This is a genomic window from Pontibacter brevis (genome assembly GCF_054779655.1).
Genome location: NZ_BAAGXV010000088.1, coordinates 139,153 through 165,924 on the forward strand (window position 1 = coordinate 139,153; position 26,772 = coordinate 165,924).

24 protein-coding genes, 1 tRNA gene and 1 pseudogene are annotated in these 26,772 nt (G+C 50.6%); 13 read left to right on the top strand and 13 right to left on the bottom strand.

Translation table 11 applies throughout. The annotated features are described in order from the left end of the window. The first annotated feature begins 234 nt into the window (after positions 1–234). Positions 235–789: a hypothetical protein gene (locus tag ACYVB1_RS19880; RefSeq protein ID WP_460925563.1), complete on the top strand. Its 555-nt coding sequence runs from the start codon at positions 235–237 to the stop codon at positions 787–789. 68 nt (positions 790–857) lie between these two features. Next, entirely contained in the window at positions 858–1,403 is a 546-nt protein-coding gene (locus ACYVB1_RS19885; RefSeq protein WP_460925564.1) for a hypothetical protein, read from the top strand. A gap of 22 nt (positions 1,404–1,425) precedes the next feature. On the opposite strand, the gene ACYVB1_RS19890 is transcribed toward ACYVB1_RS19885, so the two are convergent. From ACYVB1_RS19890 to ACYVB1_RS19910, 5 genes are all read right to left on the bottom strand, one after another. After that, positions 1,426–2,190, bottom strand: coding sequence for a DUF6503 family protein (locus ACYVB1_RS19890; RefSeq protein WP_460925565.1), 765 nt, complete (start codon positions 2,188–2,190; stop codon positions 1,426–1,428). A gap of 127 nt (positions 2,191–2,317) precedes the next feature. Beyond that, positions 2,318–3,010: a YceI family protein gene (locus ACYVB1_RS19895; protein WP_460925566.1), complete on the bottom strand. Its 693-nt coding sequence runs from the start codon at positions 3,008–3,010 to the stop codon at positions 2,318–2,320. 211 nt (positions 3,011–3,221) lie between these two features. Continuing rightward, positions 3,222–3,905, bottom strand: a complete 684-nt coding sequence (locus tag ACYVB1_RS19900) for a YceI family protein (protein WP_460925567.1) — start codon at positions 3,903–3,905, stop codon at positions 3,222–3,224. Positions 3,906–3,948: 43 nt separating this feature from the next. Next, positions 3,949–4,398 carry a MarR family winged helix-turn-helix transcriptional regulator gene (locus ACYVB1_RS19905; protein ID WP_460925568.1) on the bottom strand — a complete coding sequence of 150 codons (450 nt, stop codon included), beginning with the start codon at positions 4,396–4,398 and terminating at the stop codon, positions 3,949–3,951. A gap of 178 nt (positions 4,399–4,576) precedes the next feature. Next, positions 4,577–5,566 (bottom strand): dipeptide epimerase, encoded by a 990-nt coding sequence (locus tag ACYVB1_RS19910; protein ID WP_460925569.1) that lies wholly within the window; start codon positions 5,564–5,566, stop codon positions 4,577–4,579. A 309-nt stretch (positions 5,567–5,875) separates the two neighbouring features. Between ACYVB1_RS19910 and ACYVB1_RS19915 the strand changes: the two genes are divergently transcribed. The 4 genes from ACYVB1_RS19915 (at position 5,876) to ACYVB1_RS19930 (ending at position 10,183) form a co-directional block, all read left to right on the top strand. After that, positions 5,876–7,315: a dicarboxylate/amino acid:cation symporter gene (locus tag ACYVB1_RS19915; RefSeq protein ID WP_460925570.1), complete on the top strand. Its 1,440-nt coding sequence runs from the start codon at positions 5,876–5,878 to the stop codon at positions 7,313–7,315. 631 nt (positions 7,316–7,946) lie between these two features. Then, positions 7,947–8,924 carry a c-type cytochrome gene (locus ACYVB1_RS19920; RefSeq protein WP_460925571.1) on the top strand — a complete coding sequence of 326 codons (978 nt, stop codon included), beginning with the start codon at positions 7,947–7,949 and terminating at the stop codon, positions 8,922–8,924. A 228-nt stretch (positions 8,925–9,152) separates the two neighbouring features. Further along, positions 9,153–9,614 (top strand): RDD family protein, encoded by a 462-nt coding sequence (locus ACYVB1_RS19925; RefSeq protein WP_460925572.1) that lies wholly within the window; start codon positions 9,153–9,155, stop codon positions 9,612–9,614. A 137-nt stretch (positions 9,615–9,751) separates the two neighbouring features. Beyond that, positions 9,752–10,183, top strand: coding sequence for an RDD family protein (locus ACYVB1_RS19930; protein WP_460925573.1), 432 nt, complete (start codon positions 9,752–9,754; stop codon positions 10,181–10,183). Here the strand turns inward: ACYVB1_RS19930 and ACYVB1_RS19935 are convergent. After that, the gene (locus ACYVB1_RS19935; RefSeq protein WP_460925574.1) at positions 10,175–11,458 is read right to left on the bottom strand and encodes a DUF389 domain-containing protein; all 1,284 of its coding nucleotides are present in this window, start codon (positions 11,456–11,458) and stop codon (positions 10,175–10,177) included. The genes ACYVB1_RS19930 and ACYVB1_RS19935 overlap by 9 nt on opposite strands. A 213-nt stretch (positions 11,459–11,671) precedes the next feature. Here ACYVB1_RS19935 and ACYVB1_RS19940 point away from each other — a divergent pair, with 213 nt between their 5' ends. Together ACYVB1_RS19940 and ACYVB1_RS19945 are read left to right on the top strand one after the other, a co-directional pair. Next, entirely contained in the window at positions 11,672–12,676 is a 1,005-nt protein-coding gene (locus ACYVB1_RS19940; RefSeq protein ID WP_460925575.1) for an ion channel, read from the top strand. Position 12,677: 1 nt separating this feature from the next. Further along, the gene (locus ACYVB1_RS19945) at positions 12,678–13,214 is read left to right on the top strand and encodes a DUF421 domain-containing protein (RefSeq protein WP_460925576.1); all 537 of its coding nucleotides are present in this window, start codon (positions 12,678–12,680) and stop codon (positions 13,212–13,214) included. A 79-nt stretch (positions 13,215–13,293) separates the two neighbouring features. Here ACYVB1_RS19945 and ACYVB1_RS19950 read toward each other — a convergent pair whose 3' ends face one another. The 4 genes from ACYVB1_RS19950 to ACYVB1_RS19965 form a co-directional block, all read right to left on the bottom strand. Continuing rightward, complete coding sequence (locus ACYVB1_RS19950; RefSeq protein WP_460925577.1) at positions 13,294–13,848, bottom strand: histidine phosphatase family protein; 555 nt, start codon at positions 13,846–13,848, stop codon at positions 13,294–13,296. Between the two features lie 239 nt (positions 13,849–14,087). Further along, positions 14,088–14,783 carry a phosphatase PAP2 family protein gene (locus ACYVB1_RS19955; protein WP_460925578.1) on the bottom strand — a complete coding sequence of 232 codons (696 nt, stop codon included), beginning with the start codon at positions 14,781–14,783 and terminating at the stop codon, positions 14,088–14,090. Between the two features lie 205 nt (positions 14,784–14,988). Further along, positions 14,989–15,070 (bottom strand) — tRNA-Leu (locus ACYVB1_RS19960). A 108-nt stretch (positions 15,071–15,178) separates the two neighbouring features. Beyond that, the gene (locus tag ACYVB1_RS19965; protein WP_460925579.1) at positions 15,179–15,892 is read right to left on the bottom strand and encodes a phosphatase PAP2 family protein; all 714 of its coding nucleotides are present in this window, start codon (positions 15,890–15,892) and stop codon (positions 15,179–15,181) included. 106 nt (positions 15,893–15,998) lie between these two features. On the opposite strand from ACYVB1_RS19965, the gene thpR reads away from it, so the two are divergent. The 5 genes from thpR to ACYVB1_RS19990 all read left to right on the top strand — a co-directional run bounded on the left by thpR (position 15,999) and on the right by ACYVB1_RS19990 (position 20,500). Then, positions 15,999–16,544 (top strand): RNA 2',3'-cyclic phosphodiesterase, encoded by a 546-nt coding sequence (gene thpR / locus ACYVB1_RS19970; protein WP_460925580.1) that lies wholly within the window; start codon positions 15,999–16,001, stop codon positions 16,542–16,544. A 57-nt stretch (positions 16,545–16,601) separates the two neighbouring features. Then, positions 16,602–17,093: a CinA family protein gene (locus ACYVB1_RS19975; RefSeq protein WP_460925581.1), complete on the top strand. Its 492-nt coding sequence runs from the start codon at positions 16,602–16,604 to the stop codon at positions 17,091–17,093. Between the two features lie 36 nt (positions 17,094–17,129). Beyond that, a complete protein-coding gene (locus ACYVB1_RS19980; RefSeq protein WP_460925582.1) occupies positions 17,130–17,792 on the top strand; it encodes a class I SAM-dependent methyltransferase in 663 nt (220 codons plus the stop codon). Positions 17,793–17,881: 89 nt separating this feature from the next. Further along, the gene (locus ACYVB1_RS19985; protein ID WP_460925583.1) at positions 17,882–19,732 is read left to right on the top strand and encodes a M61 family metallopeptidase; all 1,851 of its coding nucleotides are present in this window, start codon (positions 17,882–17,884) and stop codon (positions 19,730–19,732) included. A 93-nt stretch (positions 19,733–19,825) separates the two neighbouring features. Beyond that, the gene (locus ACYVB1_RS19990) at positions 19,826–20,500 is read left to right on the top strand and encodes a hypothetical protein (RefSeq protein ID WP_460925585.1); all 675 of its coding nucleotides are present in this window, start codon (positions 19,826–19,828) and stop codon (positions 20,498–20,500) included. Between the two features lie 516 nt (positions 20,501–21,016). Here ACYVB1_RS19990 and ACYVB1_RS19995 read toward each other — a convergent pair. The 3 genes and pseudogenes from ACYVB1_RS19995 to ACYVB1_RS20005 all read right to left on the bottom strand — a co-directional run. Beyond that, positions 21,017–24,757, bottom strand: a complete 3,741-nt coding sequence (locus tag ACYVB1_RS19995) for a PA14 domain-containing protein (protein WP_460925586.1) — start codon at positions 24,755–24,757, stop codon at positions 21,017–21,019. Between the two features lie 872 nt (positions 24,758–25,629). Then, positions 25,630–26,565, bottom strand: a complete 936-nt coding sequence (locus ACYVB1_RS20000) for a PA14 domain-containing protein (RefSeq protein WP_460925587.1) — start codon at positions 26,563–26,565, stop codon at positions 25,630–25,632. 24 nt (positions 26,566–26,589) lie between these two features. Further along, a pseudogene (locus ACYVB1_RS20005) lies at positions 26,590–26,688 on the bottom strand (SprB repeat-containing protein); the annotation flags it as partial. Positions 26,689–26,772: the final 84 nt, after the last annotated feature.

Sequence of the window (26,772 nt, forward strand, 5' to 3'; positions counted from 1 at the left end):
GATTAAAATAGCATTTTTCGCTGTACCTGCTGCGCAAAGCTCTACCATATTTTGACCTAAACAGATAAAGTTTATACTTTTGTATATGGATGCTGGCATTGCAGCAGCCATATACATGAACGCTGCTTTTTCCGTAGGCTTTGTAGCAGCCATTTGAAACAGACTTCTATTTTGAATACTAAAGCAAGCGCCCCTCTGCCCCAACCGGCAAACAGAGCGGTTAGCAAAAAAAGATTGTCGGACAGCAACAATGATTTATCATACTGGCTTTCAAGGCCTCCGGTTGCGCGCATTGCAGCACTGGAGCACCTGCGGGAACAGTATAGCTTAGTAGTACAAGTACAAATGGAGCCGACACACAATTTTCATGATTTTGTAAAAGCGTTCAATGCCAGTGGTGTGGTGTATATGGTGGCAGGCGGATTTGCCGTGGCCCTTTACGGTTACCCCCGCTATACCGGAGACATTGACATCTGGATTGACACCGCGGAGGAGAATGCCTCGAAAGCGCTGAAGGTACTTTACGCCCTCGGATACTCAGACAAAGAGGTGAACCTGGAAGACCTGACCACTTCTGATATCATTGTGCAACTAGGTTACCCACCAAACCGCATCGACCTGACCACCGGAATGGCTGGTGTCGATTTTGCGTCTTGCTGGGAAAACAGGGTAGTCATGCCCTTTGGCGATACCATGGCGAACTTCATCAGCTTAAACGACCTGAGGAAAAACAAGAAAGCCACTGCCCGCCAGCAGGACCTGCTGGACCTGCAAAACCTTCCGGAGTAGCGCATAGTAAGAATTCATGCTATCTTTAGCAGGGACACGCTCCCGCAAAAAAACTTAACTTTGCCCCTATGCCCACCATTTCTCCGGTCTTTCGCCAGGCAGTTAAACAACTGAGCGAAAAAGAAAAAGAAGCCATCATACTAAAAGCTGCCCGCCGTGATGCTGAACTGTACGACCTGCTCTCGTACGAGCTGATAGAAGAGGTAACCTTGGAGGAGGTATATGAGGTAAGTGCCGACAAGATTCATGAGCTGCTGCTCAATGCCAGTGGCCGAAGCCTGGCCAAGGCGCTGACCAAGGCTTTGCGCAAAGCAGTAAAAGAAATAGCCCGCCTCAAGCGCATCACTAAAAACCCAAAGGCCGAAGTAGATTTGCACCTGTACACACTGCGCCTCCTGTTCGACAATTTCACCGGCCAGTTCGACAGTTACTACAAAGGGTTTTACACAGCCACTGCCCGGCTGCTGCTCCGGACAATACAACTCATCCGCAAAAACCTGCACGAGGACTACCACCTGGAGTATAAAGCAGAGCTAGACAGCTATCTGCAGCAAATGCACGGCCGCAGCAAGCCACTACCTGTTGCACTGCCACAGGAGTTTGAGGTGGAGTAGGTTATAATTCTGAATGACTGAATCAAAGTCCCCTTACCTGCACATCCTCCAGGTTGATTTCTGACACCTTCTCAAGCTTGCCTGCTTCAAAAGCTCTTTCGTAGTTTTGGAGCGGGAAATCTTCTTTAGAGGTATAGTTGATGTAATCCTGAAAACGAACACCGCCTACTTCACGCGGATTGGTGGCCTCTCTGAAACGGGTACCAATACTACCATCCTCTTCCTTAAAATTGTAAGCGAGGTAGTCCATGGTGTTGCGCTCCTGGTGAATCCAGTACACATACACATCTTCATGGTCTTCTCCCCCACCCTCTGCAGCAAACGTTACCTGCACTTCATGGTAAGGCTCTCCTTTTACCGTGGTCTCGCCTATGTATTGTTTCTGCACAGCAGGATCATTTAAAAAGTAAGGCAGTAAGGCAAAGTAGATAACAGAATTAACAGAAGCGCTGTATGCCTCCTTGCGCTCCTGTGGCAGGTCCACCTCTTGGCCATCTGTCGTTCGTTTAAAACCACTGTTGCTGAGCACATCGTGTATGCGCTGCCCTGTGGAGTCTTCCGTAAACGTGCGGCTGTAGACGTAGGCACCGTTGTCGCGGAGGGCGCGGTACTGCCTGTCGCGCAGTGTAAAGGATACTACCCCCTGATCTAAATGCTGACCGCCATGTGCGGCAATAGCTCTATCCACAATGGTTTGGGCCTCAGAGGTATCATTTTTTGTACAGCCCACAGAAAACAAGGCCAGTAGCAGCAACACAATAGCAGTAGGTCGTAAGAGGTTCATCATCAAAAAAGTTTTATCGCGCTGCCAAAGATAGGCATAGCCGTGCAATAGAACCGCATGGTCTAAAACGAAAACCGCTCCGACTCTTCGGAAAGAGTGGAGCGGAAATCGAAATGAAAAACAGGTCTAATTAGTTCTGTGCAGTAGCACCAGAAGCTTTTTGTGCAGTTACATCAAACGTGATGGTGAAATTATCTTCGATAGCTTTGTCGCCGAGGTTATCGAAGAAGCTGTTAGAACCGTAACGCACGTCGAACTTAGAGCGGTCTACAGTTACATCAGCCTTCGCTGTAGCAGTACCGTTGTTTACATTGATAACAGCCGGGAAGCTAACCTGCTCTGTCTTGTCTTTGATTGTCAGGTTACCAGTTACGTTGTGTGTTGCCTCACCAGCAGCGGCATTCTCAGCTGGGGTAACGTTTGTTATTTCAAACTTGGCTGTTGGGTACTTCTCTACACCAAAGAAGTCGTCAGACTTCAGGTGACCAACAAGCTTCTGCTTGTCTTCTTCAGCTGGGATGTCAGAGTTTGTAATCGTGTTCATATCGATTACGAGTGTGCCTCCCACTACCTGGTCGTTGGCTACTACTAACTCACCATTCTGTAGCTCGATGCTGCCAGAGTGCTCACCACCTACTTTTTTACCGTTCCAGTTTACCTCGCTGTTTTCAGTTACAACATTATAAGTTTCTCCTTCAGCAGCAGTAGTTGCTTCCGTAGTTACTGCTGTCGTGTTTTCAACAGTTTCATTTGAACTCTCGCTGCTGCAGGCTGTAAATAAAAGTGCTGCTGCAAATGAAGCATAAATAGCTGTTTTTTTCATGGGTATGGTTTGTTTAAGTTTTTCTGTTTTGGGATTCAGAGCACCTGCTACTGAATGCGATGTAATTTATGTATATACATTTAATGTACAAACACTTTAAAAGAAATTTAGTTCAGTCTCCTGAAATTTTTCAGTTCGGGGCTCACCACATTAAAAATAAGCCGCTTCACAGCTACGGGGCGTGGAGCGGCTTATCAGGGATACTATAGGATTACTTTTTCGCTGTTACGGTAGATTGGTGTGCAGTCAGGTCCAGGGACACCACGAAATCGTCATAGATGGCTTTATCGCCTAAATTGTCGAAGAAGCTTTTAGAACCGTAACGGATATCAAATTTAGAACGGTCTACTGTTACGTCGGCTTTCGCGTGAGCCACACCGTCTTTAACAGCTACGGTAGCTGGGAAGCTCACAGACTTCGTGATGCCTTTGATGGTTAAATCGCCGGTTACAGTTGTATTAGGCTTACCGGCAGCTGCACCAGCAATAGCTTTTACTCCGGTAATTTTAAAAGTAGCCGTTGGGTTTTTCTCTACACCGAAGAAATCGTCTGACTTCAGGTGGCCTACCAGCTTCTGGTTGTACTCAGCATCTTTGATATCAGCGCAGGTAATGGAATTCATGTCGAAGGCGAAGGTACCGCCCACCACCTTATTGCCCTGCACATTCAGCTGTCCGCTGCTCAGGCTAATGCTTCCTTTGTGCTCGCCGGTTACTTTTTTGGCGTGCCATTTTATATCGCTTTTCGCTACATCTACTTTGTAAGCACGCGCTTTAGCAGGTGCGGCCACCTCGGCAGTAAGGGTATTGGTGTTGATGCCGTTGTTCGTGTTGCCAGCATAGGCCGTAAACATCATAGCGCCAACTAGTGAGGCAAGGATTGTAAATTTTTTCATTTTTTCAGGCAATGATATAAGCTATAGTTGGTGATGGTGATGCTTAATTTCTGATTTTATCGAGTAACTCATTCAGCTGCTTTGCCTCCTCTTCTGTAAGGTTAGGAATACCGGTTGCTTGTCCGCTTTCAAGGCCATCCATCTCCTTAAGCAGGGCAAGGCCTTTCTCTGTTATCAACACATCTACGGTACGGCGGTCAGCAGGACACTGCTTCCGTGTCACGAGCTCCTTTGCTTCCAGTTTGTCCACAATGCGTGACGCGTTGGATGTTTTATCCAGCATGCGCTCAATCAGCAGGCTGATAGTAGCAGGCTTCGGGTGCTGCCCACGCAGAATGCGCAGGACATTGTACTGAGGCAATGTTACTCCGAAAGGCTTAAACAGGCTAGCCTGTGCCTGCTGCACCCAACCTGAAGTGTAAATCAGGTTGATATGGGCTTTCTGATGCTCACTTTTGAAAGAACTCTGCTTTATTTCTTCTTCTATCTTCATTCTAAGACTAACTCCTGATTAGCGCCACAAATATATGTACATACATTTAATGTACAAACACTACACTCTGTTATTTTATAGATTTATTTCCTGACTTTCCTGATAAACAGGAAAATCCACAAAAAGTTAAGAATCATTGTTCAAACAAACAATAGGCCAAAATGAGTAAAAAAGTTCCCTATTTCAGGTACAAGATGCCTTCCTGCTCCCGCACCAGCTTAAAAGGGTCTTCTTCCATAATTAAAAAGCCGTCGAGGTCCACAAAGTCGAAGGCACTGCTCAGCTGCATAGCCGACCAGATCCCTAAAGACGTTTCCACCATACAGCCCAGCATGGCCATCATGCCGTGCTTGCGGGTCTCCAGCAAAAGCCGGACTGCATTCAGGTAACCGCCGGCTTTCATGAGCTTGATATTAATGCCATGGAACTGCGTGCGCAGCAGCTGGAAATCAGCGGTATCGGTAACGGATTCATCTGCCACCAGCGGAACAGGGCTGGCTTCTTTTATATGGGCGTAGGCAGCGGCGTGTGAAGCGGGCATCGGCTGCTCCACAAACAGCACCTGGCCCGTATCCAACGCATGCAGAAAATTCATCAGCTCGTCCGGGTCCTGCCAGCTTTCGTTCCCGTCTATCACCACCTTTCGGGGCGTTGCCTTCAGCACCTCCTGCACCATCTCAAGCCCCTGATCATGATTTACCTTTACCTTCAGGCTTCTGAAGCGGTTCAGGTTGTTGGCCTGGATAAACTCCTGCACCAGCCCGGGCTCCATGATAGGCAACGAGTAACAGGTGGCCTGCTGGCCAGGCACCTTCTGCCCCAGCATATGGTGCACCGCAATACTTTTGTGCTGGCAAAAGTAATGAAGATAAGCAGATTCAATGGCAAAGCGCAGAGAATTAACCGGCGGGTGCTCCTGCAGCAACTGTATGAGGGCCTCCATACTGGTGATGTTCGCGAGACCTGCCATCAGCAGTACCTGGTATTGCTGCAGCAGCAACTCCGGAGTTTCACCATACCGAATGTTGGGCGCCGCCTCACCAAAGCCACTGAAGGTGCCGTCGGTTACCTGCACCAGAAAATTCAGTTTCTCATCGCTGGCATTCCGGGCAATCTTCCAGGTGTATTTCAGTTTGAGGTGCAAGGCCTCTATGCGCCATGTCAGCATAAGGGGGGAAGTTAGATTGGTTTGGAAAGCATAAATTGCATCTTTTTAGCTTAAAAAGCTATACTTACCTCCTTCAACTCCGACAGAAGCATAAGGTTTGCCCGCTCAGGAACTTATAGCTTTTAAATAATTTTGAAATCGTATCCTCCCTGTTTGCCGATGTGCTTTTTGCCCCTATATTTGCTAAGCTAATGTAGGTGTGCCCTGTCGGCAATTGCTTTAAATAAAGGCTTTACAGACGCATTTCTTACAAAGGCTTTTTCCGGCGGCTGCCATGCCTGGCAGGCCGTTTTTTACTTTAATTTCTTTATGAAAAAGTCTTTTTTACCGTTGGCCACGCTGTTGTGCATTACCATAGCGGCCGTACTTACTGTGCTGCAACAGTACAGCTTTATTTCTTTGCCGGTTGAGGCCCTGATGGCAGTTCGCTGGGCAGGCATCGGGGTACTCCTGCTGTATGGCCTGCAAAAGCGTTCCCTCACCACCTGGATTCTCATCAGTATGGTAGTGGGCGCCGAGATTGGTTATGACTTTCCGCACTTCGCCACAAACCTGAATGTGCTGAGCAAAGTATTCCTCAAGCTCATCAAAACCATCATCGCCCCGCTTATTTTTGCCACACTGGTGGTTGGCATTGCCGGCCACTCTAACCTGAAGCAGGTGGGCAGCATGGGCTGGAAAGCCATTGTCTACTTTGAAATCGTCACCACACTGGCCCTTTTCATTGGCCTGGCAGCGATCAACATCAGTAAAGCCGGCGAGGGCATCGACTCCAGCGTTATTGCACAGGGCCAGGAAGAGATTGCGGCCCCGGCCAAGCAGTCTGCCGCTGATATCATCCTGCACGTGTTCCCGGAAAACATTGCCAAATCCATTGTAGAGGGGCAGGTACTGCAGATTGTGGTGTTCAGTGTGCTCTTTGCCATCGGCCTGGCCATGGTAACCGAGAAAAAGCGCAAACCCATGCTGGATTTCTGCGAAAGCCTCTCCGAAACCATGTTTAAGTTCACGAACATTATCATGTACTTTGCCCCTGTTGGCGTGGGTGCGGCCATTGCCTACACAGTCGGCCATATGGGTTTTGGCATTCTTCTGAACCTGTTCCAGTTGCTGGCTACTTTGTATGTAGCCCTGCTTGCTTTTGTGCTGCTGGTACTGTTGCCGGTGGCGCTGATTGCCCGTATCCCGATCAGGCGCTTCCTGAAAGCAGTGTCCGGCCCTGTATCCATTGCCTTTGCCACCACCAGTTCGGAAGCTGCCCTGCCACGTGCCATGGAAGAGATGGAGAAACTGGGCGTACCTCGCAAGACTGTGGCTTTTGTGATGCCAACCGGCTACAGCTTCAACCTCGACGGCACTACTTTATATTTAGCCCTGGCGTCGGTATTCGTGGCACAGGCCGCCGGCGTACCGCTGAGCTGGGAGCAGCAGTTGGTAATGGTGTTTACGCTGATGCTGACAAGTAAAGGTGTGGCAGGCGTGCCACGTGCTTCGCTGGTAATATTGCTGGGCACTGTTGCTTCCTTCAACCTGCCGGTGTGGCCGGTGTTTGCCATCCTGGGCATCGACGAACTGATGGACATGGCCCGCACCTCTATCAACGTAACAGGAAACTGCCTTGCTACGGCCGTAGTAGCGCGTTGGGAAGGCGAGTTTGATCTTCAACCGGAAACAGGACTGATAGAAACAACGATACCAGAACTTGTACAGGATCAGCCGGAAGAGGATAGAACACCGGAGCTGGTGTAGTTTTAAAGGCCCGCATCTGAATTTTAAGGTCGTCGTTTATTTTACTGAACATCCGGCGCCAACATCACCCTATTTATAAGAAAACCCGTTGCCTTCCAAGGCAGCGGGTTTTCTTATTTTAGAGGTTAATAACTCTCCCCTTAGGCCTGCTGCTGCCTGTATACCACCGCTTGTGACTGCCACACCTCAATAGCCAGAGCCTTAAGCCCGAAAGAGAAAACCTGCCCTATTTTGTTTTCGAGGAGCAGTTGAATAACAGCCCGCCCTGCTCAACAACATGCTATCCCCGATGGGCTACTTTAACCCCAGGCGAAAAGACCTACTGCCCCAAGAAGTATTAGCAGAGGGTAATGAGCTCGCCAGCTATAAACAGAGGGAACAGAGGCAAAAACCAGCCTACCTTTCCACTTGTAAACATCTCACTAACAGGTGTTAAACTACTCAAACTAAATAACCTTAACTGTCGGCGGCATTTTTCATGCTGTCTACCAATTCAGGCGATATTCCTGCTAAAATTAAACACTAGCGAAGCTCGATATCTTTGATATAATTATATTTATTATTGATATTTACCAATAAACTTCTTAAGTAAAATTCCCTCCAACAGCATTTAACTTTATTTAAACACTCTATGAAAAAGGCATTAAGAATAGCCGGTTACGTAATGGCTGCTTTGGTGGCAGTGGCAGTTGCCGGCATTATTTATTTACAGTACGCCTTCCCGAACGTGGATGCTGCTCCTGTCATTACCATTGAAAAAACACCCGCCCTGATAGAACGAGGGGAGTACATAGCCAACCACGTGGCAGTTTGTATTGACTGCCACTCCACCCGTGACTTTTCCCGCTTCTCGGGGCCTCCCGATCCAAACACAAAAGGTAAAGGAGGCGATAAGTTCGACCACTCCCTCGGCTTTCCGGGTACATTCTACGCCCGCAACATCACCTCTGACAAAGAAACAGGTATAGGCACCTGGACAGACGGGGAGGTGTATCGTGCCATTACAAGAGGAGTGAGCAAAGACGGCAGTCCTCTATTCCCGGTAATGCCTTACAAGTCCTACAGCCAGATGACAACAGAGGATGCCTACGCTGTGGTGGCCTATATCCGCACTTTGGCGCCTATCAAGCACAAAGTACAGGCGTCGGACCCTGACTTCCCTGTAAACCTGATCATGCGTACCATGCCTTCCAACGACACTCCTTCCCTCCTGGAGAAAACAGCGCTAAACGATGAAGTTTCAAAAGGAGAATACCTGCTCACCATTGCCGCCTGCAACGACTGCCACACACCACAGGATAAGGAGGGGATGCGACTAGCTGGCGGTATGGAGTTCCCGACTCCGGATGGCGGGAAACTACGTTCTGCCAACATTACCCCGGACAAAGAAACCGGTATTGGCAACTGGACAGAGGAAGCCTTTGTGCAGCGCTTTAAAATGCATGAAAACCCTGCTACGGTAGCTCCTGGTGGGCCAAACACTATCATGCCCTGGAGCATGTATGCAGGCATGAAAGAAGAAGACCTGCGCGCGATATACAAGTACCTGATGACTGTAGAACCCATCAATAACAAGATGGAACGCTTTACTCCCCCAACTAAATCATAAGTAACGGAGGCTTCAGAACTTGCGCATTCCTCAGACAACCAACGCTCATTAAAATAAACCAAACGCAGTTGTGTTTTCTCAGCAATAGCTAAAAACTATAAGTTACAGTACAGGCTGGTTTGAGAAAGTCTTTTATATAAGAAGCTATCTGGCAGAAGCCAGGTAGCTTTTTTCTTGTACAAATGCCCCGGATGTTGTATTATGGCTTATAAAGCTAATGTATAACAAATGGAATTTTACACACAGGAAGAAGACAGAAACCCTGTACAACTAAGCTATGCGAAGTTTGGGGTGCGCTTTGTGGCTTTCCTTATTGACTGGCTTCTGCTGTCAGTTGTTTCAGCACTTGTTCTTCTTGCTTTAGGGCTACCACTCGTGCCAGAGATCCACGATTATGAAGCCCGCTTAAAGATGAATTTTATCACCATTGTAGCAGGCTGGTTGTATTATGCCGGCTTTGAGAGTTCCGCTTACCAAGCCACGCCAGGAAAACAGGCGATGGGTATCTTTGTGACGGATACAGAAGGGTTCGCTATCTCCTTTTCCCGTGCCACTGGCCGCTTCTTTGGCAGGCTGCTGTCCGGGCTTGTTTTGCTAATAGGGTACATTATGGCCGCTTTCACAGAACGACGACAGGCGCTGCACGACTTGTTAGCTAAAACCCTCGTGCTCAGGCACCCTATAAGGTAAACAAAAAGAACGGTGTTTTAACGCAGCACAAACAGCTTTTAACATGAAATAATTTAAAAATAAAACAGTTAATTACAACTACATCTACTCTGCTACGTATAAAGTCGGTCAGATAAAATTCATCCGGAGTTAGATGTATGCAGTTTTCTTATACACAACAAGATAGAAAAGCGGAGCTTGCAAGCCTTGGCACAAGGTTAGCCGCCTTTTCGCTTGACGTGCTGCTTATATTAACTTTAATAGGTGTTGCTGATTTCCTGACGTTTAGCAGCGACGACACCGCGCTTTTGTTTAAACCGGAACGCCTGTTGCACCTTTTGTTGGGCTGGCTTTATTTTGCCGGTACTGAAACCTGCTCCTCGCAGGCTACCCTGGGCAAATACCTCCTGCACCTGCGGGTAACTACTCAGACAAATGAGCGCATTAGCTTTAAAGCCGCCAGCATCCGTTATTTTGCCAAGCCCCTGACACTCTTTGTGCTGCTAAAGCAGTTTATAGGCTCATCTCCCTCTTCTATCCGCAGCACTTTTCACGACAGGCTGGCGCATACGCAGGTAGTGTTACGGTAGAGTGGATGGATTGCCCCGATAATCCAGTACCGTGATGTCGAACATGGGGTCAGCGTTCCAGTTCTGGGCTTTAATGCGCCGGTAAAGCATGCTGCCCACCTTCTCCTTCACCTGTTCGTCGCTAAGGGAATCACTGCGGTTGTAGAGGTAGAGCTCGCATATCACGGGGTTCAGGTCCTCCAGTGTGCCACGCGTAAAGCGGGCGTTCACTTCAATGGTCTCTATATCCTCCAGTTCTTCAAGCGCTGTCTGCATTGTCTCCGTAATCTGCGTGTTCAGGCTGGCCTTCTGCAACCCCGGCTGGCTGGAGAACTGCCAGTACAGCAGCCCGGCGACTATCAGCCCCGACACTGCCATCGAGAGCTTAAACACATACTCCTGCCCACCTGCAAAACGCACTCCTGTAATAGTTACCTTCCCCAGGAACCGGAAGATGATGGCAGCCGACATCTGTATTACAGCCAGCTGAATGACGAGCAGAAAAATACCGCTCCGTATCAACTGCCAGTTCCCGAAGTTCAGCGCCATCCCTATCAGGCCTGTAGGGGGAGCCAGCGAGGCGGCCACCAGTATACCCACAGCAGCACCGGGCACCAGGCTGTCGCGCTCCGACGAGATAATGTTTAAACCACCCGCTATGCCGGCTACAATGGGCAGCAGAATCGCCACCTGTGAAATCTGGCTTACAGACACCATCATCGGTGTGGCGTGCTGCTGGTCCACAAAGAGGGAAAGCAGGAAGGTGACTCCAACACCTGTGCTGATAGCCAGCAGATAGCGCAGGAGACTTTGCTTCAGCAGTTCCATTTTACCGGCGGCAGCGGCAAGGGCCGAGTTCATGGCCGGACCTGCGAAAGGAGCCACCAGCATGGCCGCCACCAGCAGGAAAGTGCTGCCGGTGTACAGGCCAATCCATACCAGAATTGCCCCGGCTATAGAATATATCAGAAGCCCTTTCTTGGAGCCGACACTCTGCACACCTCCCAGGAAAATCTCTATTGGGCTGCGAAACGACACATCAGCCACCTGGTCAGGTGCCTCGCCCTGGGGAGGGTAAAGCGTGATGACGCCACGCGGGATAAGGCTGATTTCCGCATCCTCCAGGTGGTGAATGCTCTCGATAAATTTGCTTACCGCGCTGTTGTTTAAATATATCGTTACAAGGTCTCCGGAATCTACCTCCTGCACACTCAGGTTCCTCCCGTTATGCTCCTTCGCCTTTCTCCATACCTCCTCACCTCTTCCTCTTGAAACCTTTACTGTTAACTGACGCATAGTTATGTTGTTTAACCCTATTACGGGGCTGCTGCACCTAAGTGTTGTAAAAGCAAAAGCGCTTCTTGATTTAAAGTGGTTTCAAGGCGCAGCAGCAGCCTCTTCCCATGCAGGGCGGGTAACCTTCAGGTATAAGAAATGGTACATACACGGGAAAGCCCGAGGCCAATCGCCTTGCTTCGCCGGTGCCTTTGCACAACCCGAACACAACCTATGAACTACCTATACTTAATCAGCGGTATTATCATCACAATCTGGGGTTTCCTGGAAGTTTTATGGACCACCATCTGGGTAGACGGAACCTCTGCCCCATTAACAGGCCGCATCACGACGCTTATCTGGAAGCTGATGCGAGGCATTATTCCTGATAAGAAGCACCGGCTGTTGAGCCTCTCCGGGCCGGTTATACTGGTCACAACTGTTTCTCTATGGATTATGATGATTATCCTGGGCTGGTCGCTTATCTTCTATGCAGACCCTGTCTCTATACAGAACCCCACCTCTAAAACCTACCCAAACTTCTACGGCCATATCTGGTACATTACCTATGTCATGTTTTCGGTAGGAAACGGTGATTTTACGCCGCAGTCTGACACCTGGCAACTATTGAGCGCCATGGTAGCCTTTGGAGGGATGGCCATGGTAACACTGGGGGTGACGTATATCCTGCAGGTTATTTCGGCAGTGGTGGTTAAACGTTCCTTTGCGAGCCAGGTAACCAGTATTGGAAAAGGAGCAGAGGACTTTGTGGTTTCGCAGTGGACGGGAGATGATTTTGGTGCTATAGAGCTACAGCTGTCTTCTCTCTCCACTACGCTTGCCACATTATCAGAGCAGCACATGGCATATCCCATCCTGCACTACTACCACGCAGCCAACCCTGAAAAGGCAAATGCTCTGGCCCTGGCTATTTTAGATGAAGCACTCATGATTATCAAATACGGTATTCCGGAGAAACACCATCCATCGGGAACAATATTAAAATCCGCACGCAGCTCAACAGAGACTTTCCTGGATTCACTGCATGGCGCCTATATCAGCCCATCAGACGATGCGCCTCCACTGCCAGACCTGTCAAAGCTGAAAGAGAAAGGAGTACCCACCGTAGCGGATGAGGAATTTAAAAAAAAGCTCGGGGAGTTGAAACAAAGGAGAAAGCGGCTTTACGGGTACGTGCAGAGCAGTGCCTGGAAGTGGCCTCCTATCAAAGAAAATTAGTATGGATAAAGTAGTCTTTTTCTGGAACGGGTATGAGCCCCTGCTGCGTGTAGTGGTGGTGGGTACCCTGACCTATATTGGAATTGTTCTGTTGCTGCGGGTATCAGGCAAGCGGACGCTGATGAGTATGAATGCCTTCGACTTCATCATCACCATCGCCATGGGCTCTGCCTTTGGCCGCCTTCTTACCGCAAAGCAGGTGTCGCTGGCAGAGGGCCTTGTTACATTTGCACTGCTCGTAATCCTGCAGTTTATCATGACCTGGCTAGAGACCAGGTCAGAGAAGTTTGCCAGTTTTGTGACAGGTACCCCGACCCTCCTGTACTACCAGGGCCGTTTTCTGGAGCGGGAAATGAAGAAACAGCGGGTACGAAAAGCGGAGATGCTCTCAGCGGCAAGAGCACAGAAGCTGGAGAACCTGGGCCAGGTAGAGGCCATTATTCTGGAAACTAGTGGCAGCTTGTCTGTCATCAAAAGATCAGACAAAAAAGGAGAAAGTACCTGGCAGCAGCCGGGCCTGGAGAACCCGAGGGAGTGACATGGTTGATTCTTTAGCTTCAAAGTAATTCCATATCTATTCAAAAGCCGCTGCAGCAACTTTTGCAGCGGCTTTTGCTTTAGCGGCTGGCGCTCCCGAAATGGTCTGTTGCCACGGTAGCGGTACCGTCGGAGGCTAGGGTCACTTTGAAAATATAATCATAGTCACTGTCTGCTATCTCAGTCACTGGCCGCTGCACTCCCAGGGCCTCCATGATAGGCAAAACAGTATTCGAATGTCCCGCTACCACAACCGTCTCTCCTCTATGGTTTTGCAGGAGCTGCTGTTTCAGGTTATCGAAATCATGCGCTTCGTACTGCCGTACTTCCAGCTGTCGGGTATCAGCCAATGGCTTCAGAGTATTAATGGTCCGGAGGTACTTGGTGGCATACAGTGCATCCACCTCTTGCCCCTCCAGCAGCGTACGCAGGGCCTCTGCCCGCGCCACACCGGCTGGTGTTAAGTCGGGGTCTTCGTTAGCCGGGTCGGTGGTGTCTTTCTCTGCATGGCGCACCAGGTACACCACAGTTGGCGCCCCCGCAGTTGCCTCAGTAGTGGATGAATTGCTACGGCAGGCGACCATACTGAAAGCGAGAAGCACCAGCCATAACTTCATAAGGGAAATCAACTTCATAAGCTGTAAAAGTTAGTTTTAGATAAGTATGAGGACATAATGCTATGGTGGCGCAGCATCATAGCAACACGTAAAAGAAACTCATTCATGCTGCACAGCGCCAGACCAGTAGCCTACAAGCAACGGTAGTGCCACACGACAGCAGCAAATTTATACGAATGCCGGATTAATATACAGCAGATTTGTCTGTACCTGCTTCTTGTTTCATGCAAAATTGTTCTCTAGGTAAGCCACGACATTTATACCTGCTCCTGCTCCACCTTCTTCACATATACTTTCTCCAGCCTGCGCATAAAGTATATAGACAGGAGGAGCCACAGGATGCCCATGGCGTAACCCGCCAGCACATCAGTAGCATAATGCACTTTCAGGTAAATGCGGCTATAGCCAATCAGGAGTATCAACAGTGTAAGGAACAATGTCAGCAGCCAGCGCCAGAACCTATGGTGCACTGTCCGCCAGACAACGTATATCAGCACCCCGTAAAAAGCGCCGCCAATCATGGCGTGTCCGCTTGGGAAACTGAGGCCCGACTGCTCCAACAGGGCAACTTCCGGACGCGGGCGCTCAAACAGGCGCTTCATGACCTGGTTCAGAATGCTGCTGGACATAGCAATGAGCAGCACTTTAAGCGCAAACCAGCGCATGCCTTTGAAAAAAGAAAATACCAGCACCACAAGCGGCGGCACCACCATCAGGTATTCGGCAGAGGCAAAGAAAGAGATGGCAATCATAATCTGCGTGTTCCGGAGCGAGGTATGGCGGTCGGCGAAGCGGAACATGGCTTCATCCAGGGCAGTGTCGCGCTGCACGAAGACCTCATTCGCCATAAAAAGAAAGAGTAGCAGGCATGCGAAAAACGCTGCCCACAGCACCACCACCTCCACCGACAGCAGGGCTAACAGGCTCAATACTTTTTGTGTCAGGCGCTTCATAGTCTGAACAGCTATACGCGGTGCTGTTTCGCTTGTTAGTCTGTAATGTGGCTAAGAAAAACTTTGCTGAATCATCTGAAAGCAGGATGAAGAGAGTTGAACCCGGCAGGCGCACATTGCCGCAAAGAGACGGTAAGCCTGCAGGTAGCAGGAAGGGATACAAAACAAAAAAGCCAGTCCGAAGACTGGCTTTTTAAACTTAATGTGCGCACGGGGAGATTCGAACTCCCACACCCGAAGGCACAGGCTTCTGAGACCTGCACGTCTACCAGTTTCGCCACGTGCGCGAAACTCACTAAAAATTTAACGTCCCAAAACCCTTAACCCTTAATGATTGGGATTGCAAAGGTAGCAGGTAGATTTTAATTTGCAATACTCCCCCGAAAAAAAATTATTCAGACCGAAGTTTCTTCCTCCACTACAGGATTCAGTTCTTTCTTAGACAGGCGTTCTAGGCGGCGCAATACCCAAAGCCCGATGACCACCCATATAAAGCCGGCAGAGAAACCAGCCAGCACATCGGTAGCATAATGCACCCGCAGATAGACACGGCTAAACCCAATCAGTAGCACAAAAATAACCAGCAGGACCACCAGCACATTGCGCCAAAGCACAGGCTGTACGTGCTTCCAGACAAGGTAAATGATCAGCCCATAGAAGGAAGCCGCTACCATGGAGTGTCCGCTCGGGAAACTTAGCCCCGATGCCTCTACCAGTGGCATAACAGGCCTTTCCCGGTCGAAGAAAAACTTGAGCACCAGGTTCAGGGTAATACTACCCAGCGCCACTACCGGCACCTTCAGCGAGTACCACCGGTGCCTGCGTATAAACAGGAAATAAGCAACCAGGAGCAAGGCCGCAGGAGTCAGGAACTGCCTGGATGCAAAAAAGGTAATGAACTTTATAAAACGGTCTAAAGCAGGACTGGCAATGTCTCCGGCAAAATTAAAAGCGGCCTCATCCACTCCGAGGGTATCTCCCTGCAGTATTTCGGCCCCAATGTACAGAAAGCAGACAATGCAAGCCAGAAACAGCAGCCATATAAGCACTAACTCGACTGTAAACAAGGCTGCACCAGCCACCATCCTTTTAAAAATACGTTGGATCATGTTATTCGCAATTCATTTACAATTATGCACGCGTTTTTACCAGGGCACCTCCCTTCGTACGTACTACAGGTAGTTAAGACGTGCTCATTCCATACATCCTAAAACTATGAAAGACAGCATCAGGTTGTTTGTAGCAGCTACTTTACCCGAAACACTGAAGCAGGAACTGCAGGAACAGGTGCAGGTTTACGAGCACCCGGCCATCAGGCCTGTGCCACAGCAAAACCTGCACCTCACCCTCTTCTTTATTGGCAACGTGCCGGTACAGCAGCTCGCTGCCATTCAACAAAACATTCGGGAAGTAGCACAGCGGCACCAGCCTTTCGTACTTGAGTTCGAGCGCACAGAGGCCGGCCCCAAACCAAAGCAACCCCGCCTGATTTGGGCACGTTTTGCACCACACCCAGTTTTCGAAGCACTGAGCCACGACCTGACAGAGGCCCTGGCAGATGAGCCACCCAAAAAGCAAAAATCCATTCCGCATGTTACAGTGGCCCGCTTCCGCAAAGACAAGCCTGTGCCTACTAACCTTTTCACCGTTACCGCAAAGGAACCTCTGCAGCTGCACGTCTCAGACATAGCCCTGTGGCAATCGGAGTTGGCATCCCCGCACCCGGTCTATTCTGTGCTGGAGGCTTACCCGCTGGGGTAAAACCTGCTGCTGCTTTCTACAGTATGATAAGCCTGTGCCAAAAATGATATCAAACCTATGAAGCAAGAAGACCTGACGCAGTTGGTGCTGGATTTAAAGGACAGGGGCCTGACGGTGGCCTTTGCAGAAAGTTGTACGGCAGGCCTGCTTGCCTCTGAATTTGTGAAAGCCATAGGCAGTAGTGATGTATTACTCGGGAGCCTGGTGGTGTATCACCCAAAGGTGAAGCAGAAGCTGCTGGGCGTAAGCAAGAGCACGCTGAAACTGTACACCGCCGAATCGCAGCAGGTTACAAACGAAATGGTGATGGGTTTAAAAAAGCACCTGGACGCCGACATCAGCATTGCCACCACTGGCCTGGCAGGTGAAGGCGGCTCCGAGACAGCCGAGAAGCCCGTAGGCACCATGTTCGTTTCCTTCCTGTATGACGGCAAGGCTGAGGAGTTTCGTGAGGTGTTCGAAGGAGACACCGAGAGCATCCGGAAACAGCTCGTGGATTATATTTTCGATAAACTGCGGGGTGTAGTGGACGGGCACTATAACCGCTAATGCGTATCTTGGCAGCCAAACTTTCTGCTTGCAGCATTGCCTAACCTCCCCGACAGCGGCTTTCACCGTGTAGCCTCCTTCTATGATCGCCTGGCACGCCTTGTTTACGGCGACGCCCTGGAACAGGCGCAGCTAAGCCTGCTTCCGCAGCTGCCGCAAGAGGGGCGTGTGCTGGTAATTGGTGGTGGCAGCGGCTGGATATTAGAGCAGCTTCTGCTAACAGGAAAGCGACTGGACATTCTGTACCTGGACGCTGCCCCTGCCATGCTGCAGCGGGCCCGGCAAAGGCACGAACGCTTTCGGCTACCACATTCCTGTTCGGTTTCCTTTAGGCTTGGCACCGAAAAGGCGTTGCTGCCCCATGAGCAATTTGAGGCGGTTATTACGCCTTTCCTGCTCGACCTCTTCCCTCCTCCCCGCCTGCAGCAGCTCATGCACACGCTGGCAGCTGCGCTTACACCCAGCAGTTGGTGGCTCCTCGCCGATTTCTGGCCTGTGCAGCAGCCTCCTCCTTTCCGGCAACAGCTCTTTATTTGGGGCATGTACAGGTTCTTCGGGTTAGTCAGTGGCGTAAAAGCAAAGCAGCTTCCGGACTATGCCGCTCATTTCAGGAGCTTAGGCTTTCAGGAAACGCACAGCCGCAGCTTTTATAGCGGAATGGTGCAGGCGAAGGTGTTTGTGAGGATTGAGAAAGTTTAGGTAGTTAAGATGAGACTTTGGCAGAATTGCTCCTCAGCTACACAACCCTTATCTTTATACCCTAAAGAATACATGGAGAAACAGGATAAATGAAAAATAAACTATACTCCTTGCTGGGTCTGGCTTTCGGACTGATGGCACAGCCAGTGCTGGCACAGCAAAAGGTGGACTACACCCTTTCTTTCCCCAACGCGATACACCACGAGGCTGAGATACAGGTCACCTTCTCCGATGTAAAAGCAGACACACTGAAAGTGCTGATGCCGCGCACTTCGCCGGGCCGTTATGCCATTCATGAGTTTGCCAAGAACGTGTACAATGTGCGTGCAACAGATGCGCAGGGCAAGCCCCTGCAGATTTTCCGCCCGAGCACGAATGAATGGAACGTTTTGAACCACAAAGGTACGGTAACAATGAGCTACACCTTGTTTGCCGATCACCCGGATGGCACCTACGCCGGTGTGGATGAAACACACGCGCACCTGAACATGCCCGCCACGCTGATGTACGCCGAAACCTTCGAGAAGGCACCTGCCTACGTTACTTTCAACATACCGCAAGGGAAGAACTGGAAAGTAGCCACACAACTAAAACAACAGCAGGGAAACACCTATTTCGCACCTGACTTCCAGTACCTAATGGACAGCCCAACCGAGCTTAGCAATTTTAATCTGGCAGAGTGGACGGTACAGGAGAACGGCAAGACCAAAACCATACAGGTGGCGCTGCACCACCAGGGCACCCCGGCGCAGTTCCAGGAGTATGTGGCTAAAACGAAGAAGATAGTGGCAGAGCAGCGTGCCGTATTCGGCCAGCTGCCGGATTATGACTTTGACCGCTATACCTTTATTGGCTGCTATATGCCACAGGCGGTTGGCGATGGTATGGAGCACCGCAACTCCACCATCCTCACCAGCTCCCGCCCGCTGGCTGCTGCCATGGACGGGCTGTTGAACACGGTGTCGCATGAGAAATTCCACGCCTGGAATGTGGAGCGTATCCGCCCGAAAAGCCTGGAACCGTTTAACTTCCAGGAGGCAAATATGTCGGAGTCGCTCTGGTTGGCAGAAGGCTTCACCAGCTATTACGGTGACTTGATCATGGCTCGGAGCGGCATTTATGACATTAAAAAATATGCATCTGACTTAGCCGGTGACCTGAACTACGTGCTGCTGTCTCCGGGACGCCAGTACCACAGTTTGGTTGAGATGAGCATGCAGGCGCCCTTCGTGGATGCCGCCCGCTCCGTAGACCCGGTGAACCGCCACAACACCTTTATCTCCTACTACACCTACGGCAGCATGACCGGGCTGGCACTGGACATGATGCTCCGCCAGAAGTATAATAAAACTCTAGACGATTTCATGCAGGCGCTCTGGCGCAAATACGGGCAGCCGGAGAAACCATATACTTTAGCCGACCTGGAAGAGACTCTGGCCGAAGTATCGGGTGATAAGGCATGGGCAGGCCAATTCTTCCGAAACAGCATCAACGGCAGCCAGCTGCCAGACTACGCACCGCTTCTGGCTAAAGCAGGCCTCGAGTTACGCAAAGCCAGGCCCGGTGAGGCAACCATCGCCATGGTTTCTTTAAAGCATGGGGAGGAAGGCGCAGAACTGATGGCAGGCACTTTTGTGAATTCTGGTGCCTACAAAGCTGGTTTGGATCGTACGGATTTGATCCGAACGCTGGATGGCCAGAAAATCCGGACTGAAAAAGACCTACAGAAGGTACTAAGCAAACATAAGCCCGGCGACAGTATCCCGGTCACATTCAACCGGCTGGGGCAAACCCGCAACACGACCCTGGTGCTGGATGAAGTGCCAACGCTGGAAGTGGTGCCTTATGAAAGCATTGGCAAAAAGCTGACGCCGGAAATGCAGCAGTACCGCCAAGCCTGGCTGGGTTCTAAGGTAAATGGCAGCGCTACAACAAACTAAAGTGAAAGACGTTGTGTGCTTGAGCCGGAACGTTTTGATTTGAACTACTTTCCGCGTAACTTAGTATATAAGGATACACCACAGCCATTTCACGTGAAAAACATATTTAGAACGATAGTAGCAGCAGGCCTGCTTTGGAGCGGACAGGCTGCAGCACAGGATGTAAAGCCGAGTTTGGACGCGGCACCAGCACCTGCTGTTTCGGCAGAACCAATGCTGACAGAAGCGTCAACGGCTCCAGCGGCAGCGGCGACCACTGATGAGAAGCCATCCTGGACAGGTCCCAGGTTAAGCTATAGTCTCTCCACAGGAGCCAGCTTTAGCAACGGCTTTGGCAATGCCCAGTTCGTGACGCCTTCTGTGCGCTACCATCTCAACAACCGCTTTCGGGTGAACGCCAGCATGACGTACATGAACGTGTCGTCTTACAACACACCCGCTTTTACGCCGGAGGGAACCACTGTGATGTACCGCAACAATGGCGGCAGCCATTACATTGCCAGTGTGGGCGTAGATTACCTTGCCAGTGACAGGCTAATCCTGAGCGGCAATATCTGGAAAGACTTCTCTAACCTGCCGGCGCAGAATCTGAACAATAGCTTCTACAACCCTGGTCGTATGGGCGCTGACTTTCAGGCAACTTATAAAATCACAGAAAGCTTCTCCGTATCAGGAGGCCTTCGCTACAGAGAAGGCGGTTCCCCGTTTGGAAGCCCATTCTACGATCCAAGCTTCGGCCCTTATAACCGAACCGGCTTCGGGTACTAACTTCGATAGCATCTTATAAAAAAAGCGCTTCTCCGTTGACCGGAGAAGCGCTTTTTTATGAGGTATCGCCTGGCACAGGCTTTTCCCGTCTATAGGTTTACACCCTATCCCTCCAAGCCTCTCCATATTGCCTTCGTTTTTTATGTATCACGGCAAACCATCCTTCTCCCTCAGAGCTGTGCCGTTAGCTCAAATCTTTCGTTATAGCTAGTCCAATGAGGGGTCTCTGCTTTTTGTTTACTATAAGACTTATCTACTCCCTTCCTCCGAGTGGGGTCTGTTAGTCCTGAGAGCACAGACAATAGCTATGAAGCGGCAGGTGTGTAGCTGCTGGATGAACAGTTACAACGGTAGTTTAAGCAAAACATACTGTGGAAGAAGCTTCAGAAAAAGTGATATAAACTCAACCAGAAAGCACATCAATAGCCCCAAAGCACAACAAGCCGCCCCATCCTCAGACAGAGCGGCTTGCTGTGCTTTGGGGCAGGAGTCAACCCTGCCCCAGTTTTTAGCTGCTTACTTGGCCAGCACGATGCGCTTCACCACAGACTTGCCCTGGTACGTCATGCGGCACAGGTAGATGCCGGTGGAAAGCCTCTCCCCACTGAAGGTGTAGGCGTACCTCACGCCTGCCTCCGCCTTTCCGTCGTGCAGTGTCTCCAGCAGCTTGCCATGCAGCGTGAAGACCTCCACCATCACCCTGTCTTCGGCCTCCTCCAGCGAGAACTCAACTGTCAGCTCCCCGTGGAACGGGTTCGGGTACGCCAGCAGCGGGTCCTTCGCCATTTCGCTGATAGTTTCACCAGACTTAACACCTTTACCTACCAGACCAGACTCGGTTACCAGGCCGGCCAGCATCAGTGTGCCGGACACGTACGGCCTCAGGTACTGGCCGGAGATTGCCTGCTTCATGGTGCCGTCCGGCATCATCCAGCCCACCGACAGGTGGTCCACCCCACGGTACTCCCGGTGCAGGGCCTCGATGTAGTAGCGCTGCCCTGCCTGCAGGGTTACAGTGGCAGACGTCTGGGAAGGGTACCTGTTGTACTGGTACTGGCCGGTGTGGCTCATCACCGAGGCAATCATGCGCTTGTTGGCAGGGGACCCATCCGTGCTCAGCCACAGCTCCGCACGGTCATCGCCCGCCAGCATAAAGGTATACTCACCTGTCATCGGCGCCACCACGTAGCCCCTGGCGCGGGAGAAGTACTGGTTGCCCACGTTGCGCGGTGTGGCAAACGAGGTCAGGAGCCGGGAGCTGGTCGGCACGAACTCCGGTATCATGGCCCCCTCTGAAGGCAGGTCGCCCCATGCCGGCGGACTCATCAGGTACTCCCACACGATGCCCTCCACCACTTCAGGCACATACGGCCTCAGGTACTGGCCGGATATCGTCTGCTCCATGGTGCCGTCCGGCATTCTCCAGCCCACCGACAGGTGGTCCACCCCACGGTATTCCCTGTGCAGCGCCTCGATGTAGTAGCGCTGCCCCGCCTGCAGCCTCACCCGGGCCATCTGGGAGGGGTACTTGTCGTACTGGTACTGCGCCGTGTGGCTGTTCACGGACGCTATCATCCGCTTGTTGGCAGGGTAGTTGTCTGTGCTCAGCCACAGCTCCGCACGGTCGTCACCGGCCAGGTAGAACACATAGTCACCTGTCATCGGCGCCACCACGTAGCCCCTGGCGCGGGAGAAGTACTGGTTGCCCACGTTGCGCGGTGTGGCAAACGAGGTCAGGAGCCGGGAGCCGGTCGGCACGAACTCCGGTATCATGGCTCCGTTTGAAGGCAGGTCGCCCCATGCCGGCGGGTCCATCAGGTACTCCCACACGATGCCCTCCACCACTTCCGGAACGAACGGGCTCAGGTAGTGGCCCGAGATAACCTGCTCCATGGTGCCGTCCGGCATTCTCCAGCCCACCGACAGGTGGTCCACGCCGCGGTACTCCCGGTGCAGGGCCTCGATGTAGTAGCGCTGCCCCGCCTGCAACATGATGGGGGCAGAGGTCTGGGAAGGGTACTTGTCGTACTGGTACTGGTCGGTGTGGCTCATCACCGAGGCAATCATCATCCTGTTTTCCGGTGCCTCATCTGTGCTCAGCCAAAGCTCCGCACGGTCGTCGCTGGCCACGTAGAACACGTACTCACCGGTTATGGGGGCAGTTACGTAGCCCCTGGCGCGGGACGCGTAGTTGTTGCCGTGGTTGCGCGGCGTGGCAAAGGAGGTCAGGATGCGGGAGCCGGTCGGGTTGTCCAACTCCGGCCTTACCTCCCCGCCTGACGGCAGGTCAACCGCAGCCGGTGGGTTCATCACGTACTCCCACAGGATACCGCCTGTGGCCACCGGATCGCCGACCACCTCGAACCTTCGCTCGACAGGGGCCGCCGGGTTGTAGTTGTCGCCCCCCCCCTGCGTCGCCCGTATCACCACGGTGCCGGCGCCTGTCAGGGTAACCATGTTGCCGCTGACGGTGGCCGGGCCGGAAACAACAGCGTAGGAAACAGGCAGGCCAGAGGAGGCGGTGGCGTTCAGCATGAACGGCGGGTCGCCCACTGCCCTGTTAGGGAGAGGGTCAAATGTAATGGTCTGCGTAGCTTTTTCAACAGTAAAAGTTTGTGCAACAGGAGTGGCAGCCGAATAAGTGTCGTTGCCGGCCTGCATTGCTCTGACTGTTACATCGCCAGCTCCGGTAATGGTCAGAATGTTGCCTGACACTGTAGCAGGACCTGAAACTACTTCGAAGCTAACTGGAAGACCGGAAGAAGCTGTAGCGCTTAACGTTACCGGACCTTCCCCGAAAGTCATGTCCGGAATGTCAGCAAACGTAATCGTCTGGCTCTCTAATCCAGTAGAGGAAACATTGAAAGCACGATCTACAGGAGGTGCTGCATTATAGGTATCATCACCCAACTGAGAAGCTCTTACTACTACCTCGCCAGTACCGGTTAGCGTGACAACATTTCCAGATATGGTAGCCGGGCCTGATAGAATGCTAAATGTGACTGGCAAGCCCGAACTGGCGGTGGCACTAACAGTGAATGGGTCATCCTCAAGTGTTTTATCTGGTATGGGATCAAAAGCAATTGTCTGGTCTAGTTTGTTTACGATAACTGTCAGATTAATCACCGTTGTCTGAGCAGGTGTTCCATTGTCTGTGGCTGTCAGGGTAATCACGTTCGTTCCGACGTTACATGCTGCTCCGGTTATCTGCATGTTAACCCTGGAAACTTCGCCATTCGTTACAGTATGATCAACATTGCACAGTCCCCTGGTATTTACTTCGGTTGTAACAAACTGCCCTACTTCAGGTCCAATGAACTGCGGAGACAGTGTTATTACTTCACCCACATTTAATGTAACTGTATTACCAACTGGTATGCCACTTACACTGGGAGGTAAGTTCACAGCATCGCCAACAACAAAGTTAAAGCACTGGTTGTCCAGGTAATTTACCCCATCTGTCTCGCCTCCCGGCCCATCGTACTCAGAGCTGTTCATTCCGAATCTACCTATCTGAATGAAGTTTTCTGTGTTGCCTTTATTAACACCAGCTGTAGCCGGCACTCCTCCAAAACCATCAACTCCACCTGAGGCTGATCCAGTTGTCCATTGCATGTCTTGATAGTAGAAAGCTGTGTTATTTCCAACTCCTATGATAGGATCTAACCCGTTCGTGATAATGACCTGAAAGGTGTTCCTCTTATCTGTTCTGCTGTTATAGTAGCCTACATTGTCCCAGGTTACAATGAGACTGGTAGGGGAAACTTTAAAATGAATGGCGCCACTCTCGGCGGGTCTTGTATCTATATCAGCCCAGAAGGGAGCAACCATTGGAATGTCGAACGGAAACCCACTGGCGTTGTATTCTGGCAAGTCCCCTGTAAAAGTTAAGTTACCATTAGTATTGATCCATGCCTGGTTATAGGTAGTACCGTACAGGTCATATTCAAAAGGAAGGGATATCGGTCCATAAGAACCATCATCATTCCGAGGTACTACGGAATAACTCTCATCTATTGGTATAAAGCAGTTATCACCTTCTGCCAGAATTCGAGCAGCGCTAGAGGCAGCCTGTCTGAGTGTAGGTTCACTTGTACGAGCACTTCTTGTAGCATTATTACTCCTTATTGCTTCCCGCTTCCTCTGATCATAGGTGGCATCTGATTGGGAGGGGTCTGTGACGACCTGCGCCCTTATCTCGCCTGACGTTAGCAGTACAAGACACATTAAAACAAGAAATTGTAAGATGTTTTTCATAGAAATTAATTAAGATTTATGATATGTAAATCACTACTGTTGTTTATACATAGTTTAGGCATTGGCTATGCTGCAAAGCACCTACCAACGAAGAAAGCTTAAATCATCATGCTGCAGAAGCCGGAGTAAAGAACAAGGTTAGCCCGCCAAAATTTCCAGATAAAGAAGCTCTTCAGGTTTTGTCTTGTGACATCATTTGTTGCTGCCGGATCTTCAGGAAGAATCGATTTGTATCATATAAATGCTCTAAAGTGTAAACCCTACAATTAAAAAATCACAAAAATCACTTCGTGTTATACAGTTGTATAGCAGAAGGCAAAACATCACGCAGATGCACTTAAGACATTTATAAGGGTGGGGTATAAGGCAGGCCTCTGAATAGAGGCGTAAAGGTATAAAGCAGCATTCATAAAGTTATATTTGACATTTATATACTTCTATAAATTCAATTGGTTCACTCCAACTGCCCTGCTCTATCAATTATAATCATTTAAATAGCAAACAGAATAAAAAGAAATGTAAAGAAGAGTAATCCGGAGGTTAAAATTTAAAGCTTCTAAAGACCCGGACATAAGGGCCCAGTTTAAAAAGCAAAAGAACCAGGCAAAATTTTGCATACCCTTACTACCTGAAACACAGCACACTTACCCTAGCTGTGACCCTATTCATAACTTACACTAATTATCAGAATCAGCAACGGTTTTAAATTGTATCAGGAGAGGGAAGTGTATTCCAACACGAAGTATATACATTTAACCTTAGCAGCCGTCCAGTTTTTTAATAACATAAACACAACAAGCCGCCCCATCCTCAGACAGAGCGGCTTGCTGTGCTTCGGGGCAGGAGTCAACCCTGCCCCTGTTTTTAGCTGCTTACCTGGCCAGCACGATGCGCTTCACCACAGACTTGCCCTGGTACGTCATGCGGCACAGGTAGATGCCGGTGGAAAGCCTCTCCCCGCTGAAGGTGTAGGCATACCTCACGCCTGCCTCCGCCTTGCCGTCGTGCAGTGTCTCCAGCAGCTTGCCATGCAGCGTGAAGACCTCCACCATCACCCTGTCTTCGGCCTCCTCCAGCGAGAACTCAACTGTCAGCTCGCCATGGAATGGGTTCGGATATGCCAGCAGCGGGTCTACTTCTCCAACTCGGTTCTCAGCCTTAGGAGGCTTGGCAACGAGTCCAGATTCAGATACCATGCCGTCCAGTGAGTCCGTATCTTCTACATATGGCCTCAGGTACTGTCCTAAAATCACCTGCTCTATTGTGCCGTCTGGCATCACCCAACCCACCGACAGGTGATCAACGCCGCGGTATTCCCTGTGCAGCGCCTCGATGTAGTAGCGCTGTCCGGCCTCCAGGTACACCGGAGCAGAGGTCTGGGAAGAGTACTTATCGTACTGGAACTGCTGCGTATGGTTGTAGACATGGGCAATCATGGCCTTGTTAGAAGGCATTTCGTCAGTGCTCAGCCACAACTCTGCGTGGTCGTCGCCAGCCAGCATGAAGGTATAGTTGCCACTCACCGGAGCCACCACATAGCCCCTGGCGCGGGAGAAGTACTGCTGACCGAAGTTACGCGGTGTGGCAAAGGAAGGAAGTATGCGGGAGCCGGTCGGAATGAACGGCTGCACCATTCCTCCATTGGTAGGCACATTAGCCGAAGAAGGAGCATTCATCAGGTACTCCCACAGCACGCCTCCTGTGGCTACTGGAGGCCCCGGTTGTGTAATAGTAAATGTACTAGTACCAGTACAATTATTTGCATCAGTCACAACCACCGTATAAGATCCGGCTACCAATCCAGTCACATCTTCTGTTTCACTGCCGTTGCTCCAACTGTAAGTATAAGGTGCCGTGCCCCCACTAACTGTTAAATCAATAGCACCATTATTTCCACCATAGGTAGTAACATTAGAAGCTATCTCAAAAATACCTAAGCATTATCTTCATGCACGCGAGCAGCAGGAATGCCAGGTAATTATCAGCCTTCTTTTCCTGTCTGACCAAGGTTCTTC